Here is a 16,210-nt window from a genome sequence, read left to right as displayed (position 1 = left end):
TCAGCGCACCGGCCGCTTACCGGTCTTGCCGAGGACGTAGCGCAGCGCGTCGGCCAGCGAGGCCTTGGTCGCGATGTCGCCGAACTCGATGCCGAGTGCCACGATGGTCTGCGCGATCTGCGGCCGGATGCCGGAGATGATGCAGTCGGCCCCCATCAGGCGGGCGGCCACCACGGTCTTGAGGATGTGCTGGGCGACCTGGGTGTCGACGGCCGGCACACCGGTGATGTCGATGATCGCGTACGGCGAGCCGGTGTCCACCAGCGTCTGGAGCAGCCGCTCCATCACCACCTGGGCGCGGGCCGAGTCGAGGGTGCCGACCAGCGGGACGGCCACCACGCCCTCCCACAGCTTCACCACCGGGGTGGACAGCTCCAGCAGCTGCTCGGCCTGGTCGGAGATGAGCGCCTCGCGGACCCGTACGTAGCTGTCGAAGGTGAACAGCGCCGCCCGGTCCACGAAGGCGGAGAACGCCACGTAGTCCCGCAGGGTGGCCGCGTCGTCGGCGTCGCCGAGCACCTCGAGCGCCGCCTCCTTGAGCGCGAAGACGCTGATCGCCGTCTCGGTGGCGCTGAAGCCCTGCCGGGCCCGGTGGGTGGACAGCTCGCTGAGCTGGGCGCGCAACTCGGCGGCTGCCTCGTCGTGCACATCGGCGGCGCCACCGGAGAGCGCCTGCTGGAAGGCGCTCCGCAGATCGCGGGTCTGCCTCATCAGCTCGGCGCCGCTCAGCCGGCCACGCAGGCCGGCGCCGGCCAGCTCACTCCAGCGCGCGGCGAGCGGCTCCGCATTGCTTTCCAGCAGTACGGCGAAGCGGCTCGCCTCGTCCGGACTCAGCGGCATCGCTGTCTCCCTACCACACGATCTGAGCGCAACGGCCGGACTTTACCATCAGGATGTTCGTTAGTTGCTGTAAGCCAAGTAACGGACCGGGGTCGAAGGGTCGTCCTGTTCTGCGCGCCCCGGGGCACCTGGAGTACCGTTCAGCAATAACTGGAGGTCGGCGAATGTCCTTGACGGTACAAACGGAACAGCGCGGCGACATGGTGGTCGTGTCGGTCGCCGGTGAGCTCGACATGGCGACCGCCCCCCAGCTGCAGGATCAGATCAGTGATCTGCTGGAGAAGGGCCGGACCCGCCTGGTCTTCGACCTCGCCGAGGTGTCGTTCTGCGACTCCACCGGGTTGTCGGTCTTCGTCCGCGCCAAGAACAGCACCGACGACGCCGGCGGGACGGTCCGGCTGGCCGCGCCGCAGCGTGGGGTGCTGCGCATCCTCGAGGTGAGCGGGCTGGTCGAGGTGCTGCACACCTACCCCACGGTGGATCAGGCGGTCGCCGCCGAGGAGCCCGCGCTCGACTGAGACACGGTCGGCGTAGTTTGTCGTCGACCGGTGGCGGGCATCCGTTGCCGGACTGAAACCGGCCCCCAGGAGTGCCCGTGAAACAGATGTTCCAAGGCTTCAAAGACTTCATCATGCGCGGCAACGTCGTCGACCTGGCGGTCGGCATCGTGATCGGTGCCGCGTTCACCACCGTGGTCACCAGCTTCACCAACGCCTTCCTGAAGCCGTTGATCCAGCTGATGGGTGGGGGCAGCGGCCTGAATGCGGGCAAGTTCTACATCGACAAGGTCCCGTTCGACTACGCCTCCTTCATCAACGCCGTCATCACCTTCGTGCTGACCGCCGCGGTCCTCTACTTCCTCGTGGTGTTCCCGCTGAACAGGCTGGCCGAGCGTCGCCGCCGGGGCGAGGAGCCCCCGCCGAAGGCCCCCAGCGAGGAGATCAAGCTGCTCACCGAGATCCGTGACGCGCTGCGCGCCCAGCAGCAGGGTGGCCAGACCTACCGGAGCGAGCCGCCGCGCTGACCCCACGGGGAAAAAGATCCGCCCTTCCGGCACTGTTCGAACAGATGTTCGATACAGTGCCGGGATGGAGCAGCGTAAGCACTGGTGGAACGGCAAGTGGGGCCGGATAGCCCGCAAGGACGTCTACTTACGGACCAGCGGTGATCAGTGGTATGTCGAGCAGCGCGCCGGCGGCCCCGAGGGCACCTCGCACTTCTTCGAGTACGACAGCGAGGACGCGGCCCTCGACATGGTCCGCGCTCTGCTGACCGGCCCCGACGAGTGGCGTGAGCTGTCGGTCCGCCCGTCGGCCCGCTGATCAGGCCGCCCGATGGTCGTCCCGGTGGCGCGCGGTGAGCGGTCCCCGTGGCGACGGCAGCAGCCGCAACCCCGGCCGGGGCGCGTCCTCGTCGGCGGGGCTTTCGAAACGCCAGCCCGAGCCGGCTCGCGCCCCGGGCGGCTGACCAGCACCGCCCACACCCCGCGACAGTGCCACCACCAGCAGATATCCGGCGATCACGAACCCGTGGCCGACGAGCCGGGCGATGTCCACCCGCCCGCCGGTGAGGTCGTTGACCGAGAGCAGCAGCAGCATCGCGACGAAGGCGGTCAGCATCGGCACCAGACCGGTCGGCCGGGTCCGCCGCAGGGCGATGAAGAGGTAACCGGCACCCACCGCGACGTTCCACGCCGCCGACTCGTGCCAGAGGTGGCCCGGCGTCGCGCTCAGACCGGTGTGCGCGTGCGCCGCGCTCGCGCCACCGCCGACCTGGGTCAGCCCCAGGATCAGTTGCACCGTGCCGACCAGCGCCAGGGCGATGTAGAGCAGCGTCGCCACCGGCAGCCGCCGGCGTCGGGGCGGGGCGGCCGGCTGCGGCAGCGCGGCCAGGATCGCGGCGCTGAGGTCGGGCACCGGGGGCACCGGCGCGGTCCGGGTCAGCCGGTTGACCACCGCGGCCCGGTCCAGCCAGTCCCGGCAGCCGGCACACCCGGCCAGGTGCTCGTCGACCAACGGGCGCAGCGCCGGGTCGTCCTCACCGTCCAGCTGCGCGGAGAGCATCTCGCGCCACCGCTCACATGCCATGACCTGATAGTCGCCCCGAATCGCTGCGAAGTTCCCGTGGGATCAATGATGTTCCTGGCCGAGCAGGCGCCGCCGCTCCCGGAAGGCCCGCAGGTTGGCCGTGTTGCCACAGGTGCTGACGTCGTGCCAGACACCGCTGTTGTTGCGCGAGGTGTCGAAGAAGGCGGCCCGGCAGGCCGCGTTGTTGCAGAGCTTGAGCCGCGGCCACATCCCGGCCTGCTGGGCCGACAGCGCCTCGGCCCACAGCGCCGAGGCCAGCCAGCGGACACCCCGGCCGGTCGGCACCACCCGCACCCAGCCGGTCCCGTCCGGCACCAGGCTGACCTGGACGTCGGCCGGCGGCAGCGCGCTGTCCGGCTCCGGGCTCGCCCCGGCCAGCACCACGTGCTCGAAAGCGGTCCGCAGGCGGCGCAACGACCGCAGGTCGGCCGCGGAGAGCAGCAGCGTCGGCGCCGACAGGCCGGAGGTGTGCGACCAGATCGCGAGAGTGTCGGTCACCCACCACTGGGCGTCCTCGGTAGCGTCCAGCAGATCCTGGGCGTAGGACATCGCCGCCCGCGTGTTCAGCAACTCCTGGACGAGCGCGAAACCGCCGGGCGCCTCTCGTACACCATGCCGTGCGCTGGCCTTCCATGACATAGACAAAGGGTACTCGGCTCTTTTTTCACATTTACCGCACCGCCACCCGGGCGGGTGGACGATCGCCATTGACCGGTGGACGTTCGTGAATGTGTCCCTAGACTGGTCCCGTGCGCAGAGCCCTGTCGATGACGCTCGCCGCCACCGCGGCTCTGACGTTCGCGGCCGGCTGCGACACGGATTCCCCGACCGCCGCCCCCACCACCGCGCCCGTGCCGGTCGCCCCGTCCGTCACACCGTCGGCCGAGCCCAGCGTCTCCACTCCGGCCACCCCCTCGCCCAGCACCGCCGTACCCCGGAAGAAGTTGAAACGAGGTGCCGAAGGCGCCGAGGTCCTGGCGTTGCAGCAGCGCCTCACCGAGCTCGGCTACTGGATCGGGGAGTCCGACGGGAAGTTCGGCGGCACCACCCAGCAGGCGGTCTACGCGCTGCAGAAGGCCGCCGGCATCGGCCGGGACGGCAGCGTCGGCCCGAAGACCTGGAAGGCATTGGATCGAGGGGTACGCCCGAAGCCGCGCTCCACCAGCGGGGACCTCGTCGAGATCGACCTCGAACGGCAGCTGTTGATGCTGGTCGACGACGGTCAGGTCACCCAGACCTTCAACACGTCGACCGGCTCGATGGAGTACTACGAACAGGAAGGCCAGACCTACCTGGCCGACACTCCGCGCGGGAAATTCACGGTGGGCCGCCAGATCGACGGCTGGCGCCACGCCCCGCTCGGGCTGCTCTGGCGACCGAAGTACTTCAACGGCGGCATCGCCGTCCACGGCGCCCCGAGCGTGCCGCCCTACCCGGCCTCGCACGGCTGCGCGCGCGTCTCGATCGACGCGATGAACTGGATGTGGAAGAACGACGCGATCCCACTGAAGACCAGGGTCTGGGTCTACTGAACTGTCTCGTAACGGCGCAGCCGGCGCCGCGGGCCGGGAATCACCGGCGCGTAACCGGGCGGCCAGGCGGCCCCGTACATCTCCGCGCAGAGCACCACGCTCAGCCACGGCACCCACGGCCCACTGATCTCGATCGTGCCACGCCCGCGCGTCTCCAGCGCGAGCGCCCAGTCGTCCTGCCGCGGCCGCAGCCGGGTCACCGACCGTAGCTGGTACTCCTCGGCGCCCAGGATCAGTCGCCGGCTGGTGACGACCGCGAGCCGCCGGCCCGCACCGGTCACATCCACGGGGAACCATCCGTACTGCTTCTCCCCTGCCATCAGGGGAATCGTGGGCTTCACCGCCGCCGGCCGCCCGCCCCGCTCGACGAAGCCGGTGAGCATGGTCATCGACCGGTAGCCGGCGAGAAGCTGTCCAGGGTCATACTCCGACAAATCATTCTCCGATCCGGATGGCCACCCCGCGTGGCCCCCGACAAACCCTGGCATGCCGGGCCCCTCACGGACAGCGAATACACCCCCACGGTGGGTCCGAAATTTCCGACGTTCCCGGTTAACCCGACCGAGTCACGGCAGGATGTACGCCCAGGGCCGACCTCACGGAAACGGCCGGCAGCCCGATGTGGACTCCCGGCCGTTTCGGCTTTCCGGTGCCTACTGGGTGAAGGTGAAGTACTGGAACGACGTCCAGGTGGTGGAGTTCAGGCTGTCGCCGGAACCGCCCTTGACGTACGCGGTGCGGACCCGCAGCTTGACACCGGCCAGCCCGGCGCCCTCCAGGTAGAGCTGGTCGGTGGCATCGAAGTACCGGCCGTCCCAGGTCTGCCACTTGCCCTTGGTGTAGCGCTGGAGCTGGACGTAGACCTTCCGCTCGGCGGCGCCGGTCATCGACGTGTGGACCCACGCGCTACCGCTGGTGCGGTAGTAACGGTAGGTCACGCCGCTGACCTTCTTGGTCTTGTAGTACTGCGACAGCCTCAGCGAGAGGCTGACCTTCGTGCCGACCGTCGCCGTCACCGTGCGCGGCGCCGTCCGGGCGTCACCGGCGAACACCGCGGTCACCGTGGTGTTCCGGGACAGCTTGATACTCGCGGTGACGTAACCGGAGCTGCTGACGGTGCCGCGCTTGATCAGCCGCCGTGCCTGGTCACCGCCGTCCGGGTCGGCCCAGATCTCCACGACCCGGTTCTTGTAGGTGGACCCGAGGCGCGCGGTGAAGGACACCGTCTGGCCGTACGAGTAGATCTTGCCGTTGTTGTTGAGCGTCAGAGCCGGAGTGGTCCGCGAGACCGCCACCGACTTGCTGGCCGACGCCGCGGTATGGGTGGCATCGCCGGCGAAGGAGACCCGGTAGGTCACCGTGCCGCCGGCCGTCGGGGTGTCGGTGAAGGAGAACGAGCCACCGGCGGAGACCGCCTTGGTGCCCAGCGAGATGCCGGACGTGTGTTCCAGGTCGACCCGGCTCACCGACACCTTGGTCCCGGTGGACGGCGCCACCGGCGAGTTCAGCTTGCCGGTGATGGTGAGCGGCTTCGCCCGGGTCGCTGAGGTGGGTCCGGAGAGCGTCAGCGTGGACGCCGTCCGGGAGACCGTGACCGACGCGGTCGCGGTGGCCGGCAGGTGGGTGCTGGTTCCCGCGTAGGACACCTCGTAGGCCCACGTGCCTTCGCCCGGTGGGGTGTCGGTGATGGAGAACGAGCCATCCGCCGCAACCGTGGCAGCGCCCAGCGAGGCGCCGGCCCGAAGGACCGAGACGGAGGCGCCGGTGGGCACCGGAACCGAGATCGAGGACAACAGCGTGCCGGTGATGGTGATCGGCGCGCCCGGGACCGCCGTCGACGGACCGGACAGGGTCAGATTCGATCGGGCCCGGGCGATCCAGGCCGTCACCGTCTCTGACTTCGGGGCGTGGTAGACGTCCCCGGCGTAGGAGAGCGTGTAGGTCAACGCGCCGTCGATCGCCGGGATGTCCGTGAAGGTGAACGTGCCATCGGCCGCGACCGGGACGGCGCCCATCGGCGTACCGGAACGGACCACCTCGATCGAAGTGCCGCTGGGTAGCGCCACCGGGGACGTCAGCGTGCCGGTGACGGTGACGGCTCCCCCTGGAACGATCTGCTCATCCGGACCGTCGGGGATCAAGATCGACGGCGCCTGCTTCGCATTCGTCCAGGTGCGCAGCACGAGGGCGTTCGAGCCGTTCGTCGAGACCGTGAACAGTCGATGGCCGTTCGGCTCCCAGGCCACCGCATGTCTGGCCATCTGCCCGAGGTCCGGAAGGCTGAACTCCTTGATCAACGTTCCGTCGGCGGCGAAGACATACCCATCGAAGCCGTCGTAGTAGGAGGAGACGCCACCGGCGATGGAGCCGTCGGCCGCGATGTCCACAGCGACCGGGCGCAAGTCGTTCCTCAGCATCCGCACGGCGGTCAGATCGTCGGCGTCACGCACCCGGATCCCGTTGTCACCGGGGTAGGCCGTGGCGATCTGGTCGCCGTCCGGAGAGATCGCCATGTCAATGACGTCCTGATTGGTCAGGACGGACCCGACCGTCGTGGCGGTGTCACCGGAGACCTCGAGGATGGCGGTCATACCGTAGGAGGCCACACCCAGCCGGTTCGGTGCCGCGGAGGCGGTGGCGAGTTCCGCGACGCCGGTCCATCCGGTGGCGAACCGGTCCAACAGGAGCGTCGGGGTCTCGGTGGCCGGGTCGATCGTGCCGAGGTAGCCGGGGATCCCGTTGGAGTAGGAGAACCAGATCCTGCCACCGGCGATGGCCACGTCCTTCGGCGAGACGGAACCGGTGGAATACTCCGCGGTCTGCGTCAGGTCGGTGGTGTCCAGCGCGAGGATCGCCCGCCCCTTCGGCGAGGTCACGTAGAGCTGAGACGAGTCGACGGAGAGCGCCAGATGACTCGCGTCGTTCACGAGCGCACTGCCCAGTTCGGTCCCGCTGTAGTCGGTGGCGACGACCTTTCCGGTGTCGGGGTCGCTGACGAAGACCCGCTCATGCACACCGTCGACCAGGATGTCCCCGATCGATTTGATGGAGAGGAGCTGGCCGGAGTCGGCGGACGCCGGCGCGGCGGTGCCGATCGTCAGCCCCGCGGTGCCGGTCAACACGGCGATGGCGGCCGCGCCGATCCTTCTAGTACCCAATGTTTCCCCCGCATTTGGGGACGCCTGTACGCGTCGAGATTCGCCCGCGACGATATAACCAAGATCACCGACATCAGATCGGGCAAACGGATGATCCGCTCCCGCCTCGTCGCAACGGCCTCGTAACGACCACGACGACCCCGGAAAATCGGAACTGGCCGCTGCGACCTGGCCGGCGTCCGCCGCATCACGATCCGAGACGCGCGCCGGACGTGCGCCTCACTGCTGGCGGACCTCGACGTCCACCCCCGGGTGGCCATGCAGATCCTCCGGCACGCCCAGTTCGCGATCACGATGGAGATCTACACCGTGGTCTCCTCGGCAACCACGCGCGCGGCCCTCAAGAAGCTGGGCGAGTTCCTTGATCACTGATGTGCCGCCTGCTGCCGGGATGCCGGGTCACTCGGCCGGAGCCACGATCCACGCAGAGTTCGCCGGTCTCGTGATCGACCCAGTAGGTCTGCCCGGCGGTGATGAAGGTCGGCTCGCGCAACTGCAAGCAACAGTCGACCCGGCTGGCCAGCAGAAGCCGATCAGCGGTCGCGGACTCGGTCACCGCACCTCCCGGACGTGCGTTGCTGTGCTTTGCTGCTGTACAGCCCCGGAAACGGAACTGGCCAGCCCCGGGAACCCCGTGCTGACCAGCCGTAACAGTGGGCCGCCAGGGACTCGAACCCTGAACCTATGGATTAAAAGTCCACAGCTCTGCCATTGAGCTAGCAGCCCGTAGCAGACAGAGTACCGGGGCATGACCTTGGAGCCCACCGGGATACCCCTGCAGGCGTGTTCATGCAGATCAGGCCGCCTCGGGGTTTTCGACTGCGCTGTCCGGGCGCCAGACCGGGACCAGGCCGGGCTCGAGGAGCTCCCAGTCGCCGAAGAAACGCTCAACGGCCTCCCGGTTGCGGCGGCGACCGCGGTCGGGTGGGTGATGGCCAGGCAGCTGCCGGAGGGCAGGGCGTCGCGCAGCTCGGCGACCTTGGTCCACGGGTCGTCGGTGGCGGCGAGCAGCATCAGGATGGCGATCAACCACGGTCGCATCGAGGTCGACGCGCTGCCATCCCGTACCGTGTCGGGCGTTGGCGCAGGTGAGGTAGGAGAAGACCGTTGGTGAGCCGTACGACGCTTGTCGTTCCTGCCCAACACGTCGGTTCGCTGGAGGTTCCGTCGCAGGCCTTGGACGACGCTTCGCCCGTCGTGGTTTGGCTGAACGCCCCGACGGACGGGTTCTGCGGTTCGGGCCGGATGGCGGTGCCGCTGGCCGCCCGCTCGGTGAAGTCCGCCGGCCGGTTCCTGCTCGAGTTCCGGTTGCGTCCGTTCATTGGCTGGCTGGTATTCGCCGCGTACACAGTGATGTCCGACGGCTACATGCGCGGCCTTCTGAGTAGCGTGCCGCAGGTCGTACTCGCCGCGGCTCTGGGCGGGTGGCTGACGTTCGCCTCGAACCGACCTCGCCAACTGCCCTATCGGACGCACGTCGGCGACGTGGTGGTGCCGCGGGTGCATGCTGATACGGCCCGCCGATGGGTGGAGTCGAACCCGAACGTGAGGACCACCGACGACCCGGTGGCCCGGCCGCAACCGCCATTGTTCTACGCAGTCTGGTCGACGGTCCTGCTGCTGGGATCGATCGGGGTAGGCACGTACCTGGCCAACGATGGCCGTGAGCAGTCGCTCGCGATCTGGGTGGCCGTGGCAGCGGTGTTCGTCAGTGGAGTACGCACGGCGCTGAAGACGCTGCCGCTCGGCTACATCCGCTGGGAGCCCGGCGAGCAATCCTGACTGGCAGCCGCATCCGGCTATGACGGTTGGGCGGGCCGGTCAGTGGTCACCGGTCCGCCCATCGGTCGTTCAGCTGCCGGCGGTCACGTACTCGCAGCCCACCGTCCGGTCGTTGGTCCACCGCAGGCAGGAGTCACCGCTACTGCCATTGGCGCCACCGTCGAGCAGGTCCGCGGTCCGGTTGTCGGCCCAGTCCTCGCCGGTCAGCCAGTCGTCGCCGGCGCCGCCGTACATCTTGTCGGCGCCCGGGCCGCCGTAGAACACGTCATCGCCGCCGAGGCCGTAGATGACGTCGTTGCCGCCGAGGCCTTCCAGCATGTTCGCCCCGGCGTTGCCGACGATCCGGTCGTTGCCGTCGCCGCCGACGAGGTTCTCGACGTCGGTGGCGATGTTGTCGCCCTCGCCCTTGCGCCCGTCGTCCGCGACCGCGTCGGCGTCCATGTTGACCGCGACGCTGTAGCTGAGGTACAGCACGGTGTCGGAGCCTGCCCCGCCGAAGATCCGGTCGGTGTCCGCAACGTCCGTGTACTCGTACATCGTGATCCGGTCGTTGCCGGCGTCTCCGTAGTACACGTCGTTGCCGCCGTGTCCGTAGAGGGTGTCGTCGCCGTTCCCGCCGCGGGCAAGGTCCCGGCCGTGCCCGTCCTCGATGGTGTCGGCGCCGTCACCGCCGTACAGCTTGTCGTTCTGCGACGATCCGTAGATGCGATCGTTGCCGCCGAGGCCCCAGATCTGATCTCCGCCGAGGTCGGCGTACAGGATGTCGCCGCGCGGACCGCCGGTGATCTTGTCGCTGCCGGTGCCCCCGAAGGCCGTCATGGACAGGCCCGTGTTGTTGACGATCGTGTCATTGCGGTCGTACGTGTCGACCCGCACCCGAGTCGGCGCGATCTTCGTCGTACAACGCGCCTTGGTCTTGTCACCCTTGACCGCCTTGCATCCCGCGCCGGCCTTCACCGCGACCCGGTCGTCGACGGTGATCGTGTTGCCGGACCGGCTGAGGAGCACCCGGTTCTGGTGGCCGCCGCCGGCCTTGTATCTGACCTTGGTGCCGTCATAGACGGAGACGACCCCGGTGCCGGCGGCCTGCGCGGGCGTCGCCACGACACCGACGGCGCCCACGACGACCAACGCCAGCCCGGCTCGGGTCAGCCATACGGAACGTGCCACTCGAAATCCCCTCATAGGCGGGTGACGTTGTCGGCAGGCCGGTAGAGACGATGCGCACGACGGCCCCGAACCGAAGATCCACACAAGACATCGAGCATCGTAGTCGCAACGCTACGGTTCCGTCACGTCGTTAAGGTGAAGAAAGTACAGCGCCTCAGAGGCCGGCCAGCAGATACTCCCGCACCTGCCCCCGCGCCTGGTGGATCCGCGACTTCACGGTGCCCTCCGGAATGCCCAGGTGGGTGGCGATCTCCTTGTAGTCGAGCTGGCAGATGTCCCGCAGCACCATCGGCGCCACGAGTTCGGCCCGGGTCGACTCGAGCCGTTCGAGGGCGTCCAGGAGGTCGAGCCGCGATCCGGCGATCACGCTGGTGGTCCGGGCGTCGGCGACGTCGACGGGCATCTCGCCGTACCCCTGTTCGGCGGCCCGCCGCTTGAGGGTCCGGTACGTCTGCCGCGACCCGTTGGCGATGATCACGTGCAGCCAGGTGCTGAATTTCGACCGGCCCTCGAATCCGCCAATGTTGCGTGCCACCTGCATGAGCACGTCCTGGCAGGCTTCTTCGGCATCCTGGTAGCAGGGCAGGAAGCGCGAGCACCGGCGCAGCACGCTGGGCTGGATTGCGGCCAGCAGCATCTCGAGCGCGTTCCGGTCGCCGGCTGCCGCCCGCCGAGCCAGTTCTTCCTGTTGTTCGTCCCGCACGCCGCCCCCGTTCGCTGATTCAACGACGTTGATAATACGAACGTGCAAGCACCTACCATGATCGGCCGTTACCGGATCACCGAGCGCCTCGGTTCCGGTGCGTTCGCCACCGTCTGGCTCGCCGAGGATGACGTCCTGGAGTCCCAGGTGGCGATCAAGATCCTCGCGGAGAACTGGGCTCATCACCCGGATGTCCGGGCCCGGTTCGAGCAGGAGGCGCAGGTGCTGCGCCGGGCCGATTCGGAGCGGCTGGTCCGGGTCCACGACTTCGGTGAGCTGCCGGACGGCCGCCCTTACCAGGTGATGACGTACGCGGCCGGCGGCACTCTCCAGGACCGTCTGGACCGGGGCCCGATGCCGGTCCGGAGGGCTCTTCGCACCGCCAGCGACATCGCCCACGCGGTGAGCGTGCTGCACGACTCCGGGGTCCTGCATCGCGACCTGAAGCCGTCGAACGTCCTTTTTGACACGGTCCGCGGCACCGAGCGGGTGCTCGTCGCCGACCTGGGTCTGGCCAAGGAGATCGCGCACGCCTCCGGGTTCACGGTGGTGGCGGGCACTCCCGGCTACATGGCGCCCGAGCAGCATCTGCCGGGCGGCGGCCTGGACGTGCGCGCCGATGTGCACGCCATCGGCGCGATGACCTATCAGATGTTGACCGGCCGGCCTCCGCAGGCGGGTCGGGCCGCCCCGTCGAAGTTGCGTACCGGCATCTCCCGCGAGGTGGACCGGGTGGTGATGCGGGCGCTGGACGCGGACCGGGATCGCCGCTGGCCGTCGACGGCCGCGTTCGCGAAGGCCCTGGACGCCTCGGCGGCGGCCGCCCCGAGCCGGGTGCTGCGGTTCCTGCGGCACAGTGTGGGTGTGATGGTGGCGCTGGCGCTGCTGGTCTATCTCGGTGGCGCCACCGTCCCGAACAGCACGCCGTTGGGCTGGGTCCGGGTCGCCGACGATTCGAACACGCTGTCGATCGCGGTGCCCGCCGAGTGGGGCCGTCAGCTGCGGGATTCCGGCTGGAACACCTCGGCTGTGGGGATGCCGGCCGGTCCCGAGGAGGGCCTCCAGGTGGGCGCCGACCTGAGTTCGGATACGTCACCGGGGCTGTTCGCCGGGCGGAGCAAGTGGCTGGTGCCGGGGAACGCGGCGAAGGTTCCGCTGCATCCGGGGTGCGATCGGGCGAGCGACCGCACGATCGACGTGGTCGGCTTCACCGGGCGGATCCAGCGCTGGATCGACTGCCCGGGTGCGATCTCGTACGACGAGGTGCTCCTCACCCGGGCCGGCGGCAAACCCGGGTTGTACCTGCAGATCCGGCAGAGCGGCGGAGCCCCGGACCGTACCGATGAAGTGCTCCGCACACTGCGGTTCCCTCACTCGTAGCAGTTCTGCTTGTCGTGCTCGAGGCCCAGCTCGGTGAGCTTGCCGTTGTTGAACCGGAACCGGTAGTGGACGTTCTTGTACTCGTCGTCCCACCCGGAGAAGGCGTCTCCGTTGCCGTCGGCCTCGAACGCCTCCTCGGGGAGGTCCTCGACGTTACGCCACTCGAAGTCGGGGTAGGCGGCCTTCACCTGAGCCAGCGTGCTGCCGATCCGAATGCCCTCCGGGGTGGCGATCCGGCCCCACGCCGGGATGGCGACGATCCCACGGTCTGTCGAGTAGTTGACCTTGGCGACCTTGGGCTTCGCCACCTTCACCGCGGAGTAGCCGCAGCCCTCCTCAGGCACGTCGGACGACTTGAGCTCCCCGATGGCCACCGCGTCCGCCACGCTCATCCCGATCTTCAGCTTGCCGACGCCGGTCGGCCCGAAGACGAGGGCGGCACTTTTCGTCGAAGGGGAAGAGGGTGAGGGGGAAAGGGCCGGCTCAGAGGGAGAAGGGGAGACCGAGGGGGAGGGTGAGGCCACACCCGCCGGCTTGGCCTCCCCGGTCACCGTCTGCGGGGTATTGGCGCATCCGGTGACCAGGGTCACCACGGCAAGAGCCAGAATCGTGCGTCGCATCGTCGTCAACCTTCTCTGTGAATCTCGGTCGGTCACATGGTGCGATGCGCCTTCCAGCGGCCTGGTTCGGGATCCAACATCACGGATGAATAACGGACTCGCGGGTGTTCAGCATCTAGCCACCCCATGGACAGGTCGATCAGGGATCGTCGTGACCCATGCAACGGACCACCGGACTCGCCGCTCTCGTCGCCCTTACCACCCTCGCCGCGGGTGCCCCCGCGGCCGCGGCCGAGCGCCCGCTCCGGGAGATCACCGCCACCGTCGAGACGCCGTCGCTCTTCGACGACGAGGCGGGCGGCATCGCGGACGCGGACGACCCCGCGATCTGGATCAACGCGGCCGACCGATCGCGCAGCCTGGTCATCGGCACCGCCAAGAACGGCGGTTTGCGCGTCTACGACCTGAAGGGCCGTGAGGTCCAGTCGATCGCCACGCCCGAGGGCGGGCGCTTCAACAATGTGGACATCCTGACCGGCTTCACCTTCGGCAAGAGGAAGGTCGACGTCGCCGTCGTCACCGACCGCGGCCTCGACAAGCTGCGCATCTACCGGATCGAGGCGAGCGGCCTGACCGACATCACGTCGGCCGACGCCCCGCTGCTGTTCTCCCGGGACCAGGCCGAGGTGGAGGAGCAGGCGACCGGCTACGGCATCGCCGTCTACGACCGGTACGCGGTGGTGAGCCGCCGGCACAGCACCCGCCTCGGCATCTTCCGCCTCGAGGAGCGCAACGGCAAGGTCACCTACCGCGCCACCGACACCCTCGACCTCCCGCGCGAGTTCCGCCTGCCCGACGGCACCAGCTGGACCCCCTGCCTCGAACCCGGTGAGGACCCGCAGGTCGAGGGCATGGTCGTGGATGCCGCGGCGGGCGTGCTCTACGCAGCCCAGGAGGACGTCGCCCTCTGGCGCATCAACCTGGCCGGCGGCACGTTCAGCAGCATCCCGCGGATGGTCGAGCGGGTCCGCGAGTTCGGCGAGCCGGCCTCCTACGACCCCGAGTCGGAGGAGTGCACCGTCGACTACCGGACCGGCTTCGGCGGCCGCATCACCGCCGACGTCGAGGGCGCGACCATCTACCCGACGGGCAAGCGGGACGGCTACCTGATCGTTTCCAGCCAGGGCGACAGCCGCTTCTTCGTCTACGACCGCCGCACCAACAAGCCGGTCACGATCTTCTCGGTCGTCGACGGAAAGCGCACCGACGGCGTCCAGCACTCCGATGGAGCCGCTGTCACGGCCGTCTCCCTACCCGGCTACCCCAAGGGCCTCCTGATCCTCCACGACGGCGAGAACACCCCCAACGACGACCGCACCAGCACCAACTTCAAGTTCGTCGACTGGCGCGCCCTGAACATCCCGTCCTGACAAAGCAAAAACCGGGCCTTCCGCTTTCTTCAGCGGAGGGCCCGGCCTCTTTTCAAAACCCATTTCTCGTACGGCTACACGCCCACAAACGCACCGGACAGTCCTCGGCTTCGCCGCGACCGGCCATTCCGTGCCCGCGCCCTATTCGTAGCAGCCCTGAGACCGGGACTGCAGCGTCACGTCCTGGACCTTGTCGTTCTTGATGTAGATCCGGTAGTCGGCCTTGCTGTTGCCGGGCACCACCGTCAGACCGCGGCCGTCCGCCGGTTCCGGGTCGCTGACCTGCTCGTACTTCGGGTAGGCCGCCTTGACCGCGGCCCGGCTGCTGCCCGGCTCGATGCCCTGCGGGGTGGCCAGCCCTTTGTACCCGACGATCGCGACGATCCCCGCGTCACCGTTGAGCCAGATCGTGCCGCCCTCGCCGTCCGCGCTCTTGAGCCGGTAGCCGTTGTCGCACCCGTCCGGGTTGACGGCCGACTTCCCCTCGATCAGCCCGGTGCGCAGCGCTTCCTGGAGCGACATCCCAAGCTTGATCTTGCCGACGCCGGTGGGGCCGAGAGCCAGGGTGGCGGTCTTCGACGGCGAGGTGCTGACCCGGGACGGCGTCACGGACGGCTTCACCGCGACCGAAGGGCTCGGCGAGCTCGTGACCGGTTCGATCGCCCCGGCCGGCGCAGCCGCTCCGTCCACCGACTCCGGCGCGTTGTCGCATCCGGCCAGCATCGCCAGACCGACCACCGCACCCACTACCACCGCTACCGTGCGCCGCATGGTTCCGTCCTCTTCCCCTGAACTCGTCTTCCGTTTCGTCACCAGGTGCGATGCCGATTCCCGGACCGTGGTTCGCGGATCCGGATAACGGAAAGATCACGAAGGAAGCGGCCTCAGTTCCAGTAGCGCAGCACGGCTGCGTACAGGTCGTCGGCACTGCACCGCAGCCCGGTGGCACTCAGATGCACCCCGGAGAAGCCGGCGCCCTGGTTGATCCGTTGGAGCATGGCCGTCCCGCCGGACAGGAACTCCCGCTCGAACTCCTCGTCCAGGTCCAGTGCCACGAACCGCTGCCGTTGCACCTTCACCTCACGCACCCGCAGAACCGCCGTCCAGGGGATCGTCTGTGGAGACAACCGCACATCCCGAACCCCGTCCGGACCGATCTCCACGATTGGCCCGCTCTGCAGCAGCTGCTGCCCCGTACGGAACGCCCCGAACCCGAAGAACAGCACACCGACGGCCCCGAGCCCGACCTGGAGGACAGCTCCCACCGCCGGCAGCCGCGGAAACCCGTCGACGACCATGAACACGGACGCCCCGAGCAGCGCCAGCGCGCCCAGAACCAGTCCGAGGGTCTTCGGCACCGACCGGTGAACGACCATCGTGGTGCCCCTTTCCACAGACAAAAAGAAAGGCCCACCCCGTCTGGGGTGGGCCTTTCTATCACGTTGAGTCCGGCGGCGTCCTACTCTCCCACACCCTCCCGAGTGCAGTACCATCGGCGCTGGAGGGCTTAGCTACCGGGTTCGGAATGTAACCGGGCGTTTCCCCTCCGCTATGACCACCGAAACAGC

Annotated in this window: 17 protein-coding genes, 1 tRNA gene, 1 rRNA gene and 2 pseudogenes; 8 read left to right on the top strand and 13 right to left on the bottom strand. The window is 68.6% G+C overall.

The features are described 5' to 3' along the window. The gene (locus tag BJ964_RS11325) at positions 1 to 840 is read right to left on the bottom strand and encodes an STAS domain-containing protein (RefSeq protein WP_188120633.1); all 840 of its coding nucleotides are present in this window, start codon (positions 838 to 840) and stop codon (positions 1 to 3) included. Between the two features lie 164 nt (positions 841 to 1,004). Between BJ964_RS11325 and BJ964_RS11320 the strand changes: the two genes are divergently transcribed. The 3 genes from BJ964_RS11320 to BJ964_RS11310 all read left to right on the top strand — a co-directional run bounded on the left by BJ964_RS11320 (position 1,005) and on the right by BJ964_RS11310 (position 2,162). Beyond that, on the top strand, positions 1,005 to 1,358 hold the full coding sequence (locus BJ964_RS11320) for an STAS domain-containing protein (RefSeq protein ID WP_188120632.1): 354 nt from the start codon (positions 1,005 to 1,007) through the stop codon (positions 1,356 to 1,358). Between the two features lie 86 nt (positions 1,359 to 1,444). After that, a complete protein-coding gene (mscL, locus tag BJ964_RS11315) occupies positions 1,445 to 1,864 on the top strand; it encodes a large conductance mechanosensitive channel protein MscL (RefSeq protein WP_188126896.1) in 420 nt (139 codons plus the stop codon). A 64-nt stretch (positions 1,865 to 1,928) separates the two neighbouring features. Continuing rightward, a complete protein-coding gene (locus BJ964_RS11310) occupies positions 1,929 to 2,162 on the top strand; it encodes a hypothetical protein (RefSeq protein ID WP_188120631.1) in 234 nt (77 codons plus the stop codon). Here BJ964_RS11310 and BJ964_RS11305 read toward each other — a convergent pair whose 3' ends face one another. Both BJ964_RS11305 and BJ964_RS11300 read right to left on the bottom strand, forming a co-directional pair. Next, complete coding sequence (locus BJ964_RS11305; RefSeq protein WP_188120630.1) at positions 2,163 to 2,927, bottom strand: zf-HC2 domain-containing protein; 765 nt, start codon at positions 2,925 to 2,927, stop codon at positions 2,163 to 2,165. Positions 2,928 to 2,969: 42 nt separating this feature from the next. Further along, entirely contained in the window at positions 2,970 to 3,566 is a 597-nt protein-coding gene (locus tag BJ964_RS11300) for a CGNR zinc finger domain-containing protein (RefSeq protein ID WP_188120629.1), read from the bottom strand. Positions 3,567 to 3,676: 110 nt separating this feature from the next. On the opposite strand from BJ964_RS11300, the gene BJ964_RS11295 reads away from it, so the two are divergent. After that, the gene (locus tag BJ964_RS11295) at positions 3,677 to 4,459 is read left to right on the top strand and encodes a L,D-transpeptidase family protein (protein ID WP_203832906.1); all 783 of its coding nucleotides are present in this window, start codon (positions 3,677 to 3,679) and stop codon (positions 4,457 to 4,459) included. Here the strand turns inward: BJ964_RS11295 and BJ964_RS11290 are convergent. Together BJ964_RS11290 and BJ964_RS11285 are read right to left on the bottom strand one after the other, a co-directional pair. Continuing rightward, on the bottom strand, positions 4,453 to 4,893 hold the full coding sequence (locus BJ964_RS11290) for a hypothetical protein (RefSeq protein ID WP_188120628.1): 441 nt from the start codon (positions 4,891 to 4,893) through the stop codon (positions 4,453 to 4,455). The genes BJ964_RS11295 and BJ964_RS11290 overlap by 7 nt on opposite strands. Before the next feature lie 219 nt (positions 4,894 to 5,112). Further along, complete coding sequence (locus tag BJ964_RS11285; RefSeq protein ID WP_188120627.1) at positions 5,113 to 7,617, bottom strand: WD40 repeat domain-containing protein; 2,505 nt, start codon at positions 7,615 to 7,617, stop codon at positions 5,113 to 5,115. Between the two features lie 156 nt (positions 7,618 to 7,773). On the opposite strand from BJ964_RS11285, the pseudogene BJ964_RS11280 reads away from it, so the two are divergent. Next, positions 7,774 to 7,989, top strand: a pseudogene (locus tag BJ964_RS11280) (site-specific integrase); the annotation flags it as partial. 282 nt (positions 7,990 to 8,271) lie between these two features. Here BJ964_RS11280 and BJ964_RS11275 read toward each other — a convergent pair. Together BJ964_RS11275 and BJ964_RS11270 are read right to left on the bottom strand one after the other, a co-directional pair. Continuing rightward, positions 8,272 to 8,343: transfer RNA gene (locus BJ964_RS11275), tRNA-Lys, on the bottom strand. A gap of 70 nt (positions 8,344 to 8,413) precedes the next feature. Next, positions 8,414 to 8,646 (bottom strand): annotated as a pseudogene (locus BJ964_RS11270) (SAM-dependent methyltransferase); the annotation flags it as partial. An 81-nt stretch (positions 8,647 to 8,727) separates the two neighbouring features. Between BJ964_RS11270 and BJ964_RS11265 the strand changes: the two are divergent. After that, positions 8,728 to 9,399: a hypothetical protein gene (locus tag BJ964_RS11265; RefSeq protein WP_188120626.1), complete on the top strand. Its 672-nt coding sequence runs from the start codon at positions 8,728 to 8,730 to the stop codon at positions 9,397 to 9,399. Between the two features lie 69 nt (positions 9,400 to 9,468). Here the strand turns inward: BJ964_RS11265 and BJ964_RS11260 are convergent, their stop codons facing one another. Both BJ964_RS11260 and BJ964_RS11255 read right to left on the bottom strand, forming a co-directional pair. Further along, positions 9,469 to 10,569 (bottom strand): calcium-binding protein, encoded by a 1,101-nt coding sequence (locus tag BJ964_RS11260; RefSeq protein WP_188120625.1) that lies wholly within the window; start codon positions 10,567 to 10,569, stop codon positions 9,469 to 9,471. Between the two features lie 154 nt (positions 10,570 to 10,723). Further along, entirely contained in the window at positions 10,724 to 11,272 is a 549-nt protein-coding gene (locus BJ964_RS11255) for an RNA polymerase sigma factor (RefSeq protein WP_188120624.1), read from the bottom strand. Positions 11,273 to 11,314: 42 nt separating this feature from the next. Between BJ964_RS11255 and BJ964_RS11250 the strand changes: the two genes are divergently transcribed. Then, positions 11,315 to 12,652, top strand: a complete 1,338-nt coding sequence (locus tag BJ964_RS11250) for a serine/threonine-protein kinase (protein WP_203832907.1) — start codon at positions 11,315 to 11,317, stop codon at positions 12,650 to 12,652. Here BJ964_RS11250 and BJ964_RS11245 read toward each other — a convergent pair. Then, complete coding sequence (locus tag BJ964_RS11245; RefSeq protein WP_188120623.1) at positions 12,643 to 13,272, bottom strand: hypothetical protein; 630 nt, start codon at positions 13,270 to 13,272, stop codon at positions 12,643 to 12,645. The two genes, BJ964_RS11250 and BJ964_RS11245, sit on opposite strands and share 10 nt — an antisense overlap. Positions 13,273 to 13,430: 158 nt before the next feature. Here BJ964_RS11245 and BJ964_RS11240 point away from each other — a divergent pair, with 158 nt between their 5' ends. Further along, positions 13,431 to 14,642, top strand: coding sequence for a phytase (locus BJ964_RS11240; protein WP_188120622.1), 1,212 nt, complete (start codon positions 13,431 to 13,433; stop codon positions 14,640 to 14,642). A gap of 141 nt (positions 14,643 to 14,783) precedes the next feature. Here BJ964_RS11240 and BJ964_RS11235 read toward each other — a convergent pair whose 3' ends face one another. The 3 genes from BJ964_RS11235 to rrf form a co-directional block, all read right to left on the bottom strand. Beyond that, a complete protein-coding gene (locus tag BJ964_RS11235; protein WP_188120621.1) occupies positions 14,784 to 15,413 on the bottom strand; it encodes a hypothetical protein in 630 nt (209 codons plus the stop codon). Positions 15,414 to 15,526: 113 nt separating this feature from the next. Beyond that, positions 15,527 to 16,018 carry an STM3941 family protein gene (locus tag BJ964_RS11230; RefSeq protein WP_188120620.1) on the bottom strand — a complete coding sequence of 164 codons (492 nt, stop codon included), beginning with the start codon at positions 16,016 to 16,018 and terminating at the stop codon, positions 15,527 to 15,529. 70 nt (positions 16,019 to 16,088) lie between these two features. Continuing rightward, positions 16,089 to 16,205, bottom strand: a 5S ribosomal RNA gene (gene rrf / locus BJ964_RS11225). Between the last annotated feature and the right edge of the window lie 5 nt (positions 16,206 to 16,210).

The sequence above is a fragment of the Actinoplanes lobatus genome (genome assembly GCF_014205215.1).
GTDB lineage: Bacteria > Actinomycetota > Actinomycetes > Mycobacteriales > Micromonosporaceae > Actinoplanes > Actinoplanes lobatus.
This window is presented reverse-complemented; position numbering and strand designations above follow the sequence as displayed.